This is a genomic window from Pseudomonas sp. Kh14, from assembly GCF_900291005.1.
Classification (GTDB): domain Bacteria; phylum Pseudomonadota; class Gammaproteobacteria; order Pseudomonadales; family Pseudomonadaceae; genus Aquipseudomonas; species Aquipseudomonas alloputida.
In genome coordinates, this window is sequence record NZ_OLKJ01000121.1 from 1 (window position 1) to 270 (window position 270).

At 71.1% G+C, this 270-nt stretch carries 1 pseudogene; it reads left to right on the forward strand.

Annotated features, from left to right (window positions below):
• Positions 1-270: pseudogene (locus tag FQ668_RS27540) on the forward strand (hypothetical protein); the annotation flags it as partial.

A 270-nucleotide genomic window follows, 5' to 3' on the forward strand; every position in this document is an offset into this window, starting at 1 on the left:
GCGTTCATCTGGGCGCCGTTGGGCGCCACTGCAACTCGCAATCTCCCGCCCCGGCTGGCCGGGGCGGGCTCCGGTGTCTACAACACCACCCGGCAGGTCGGTTCGGTGCTGGGCAGTGCCAGCATGGCGGCGTTCATGTCGGCGCGGATCAAAGCCGAGTTGCCCGCGGGGCCGCCGGGATCGGCGCCGCGCGGTGAGGCCGACGTGATGCACCTGCCGGCCTTCCTGCACGAACCCTTCGGCGCGGCGATGTCTCAGTCGATCCTGCTG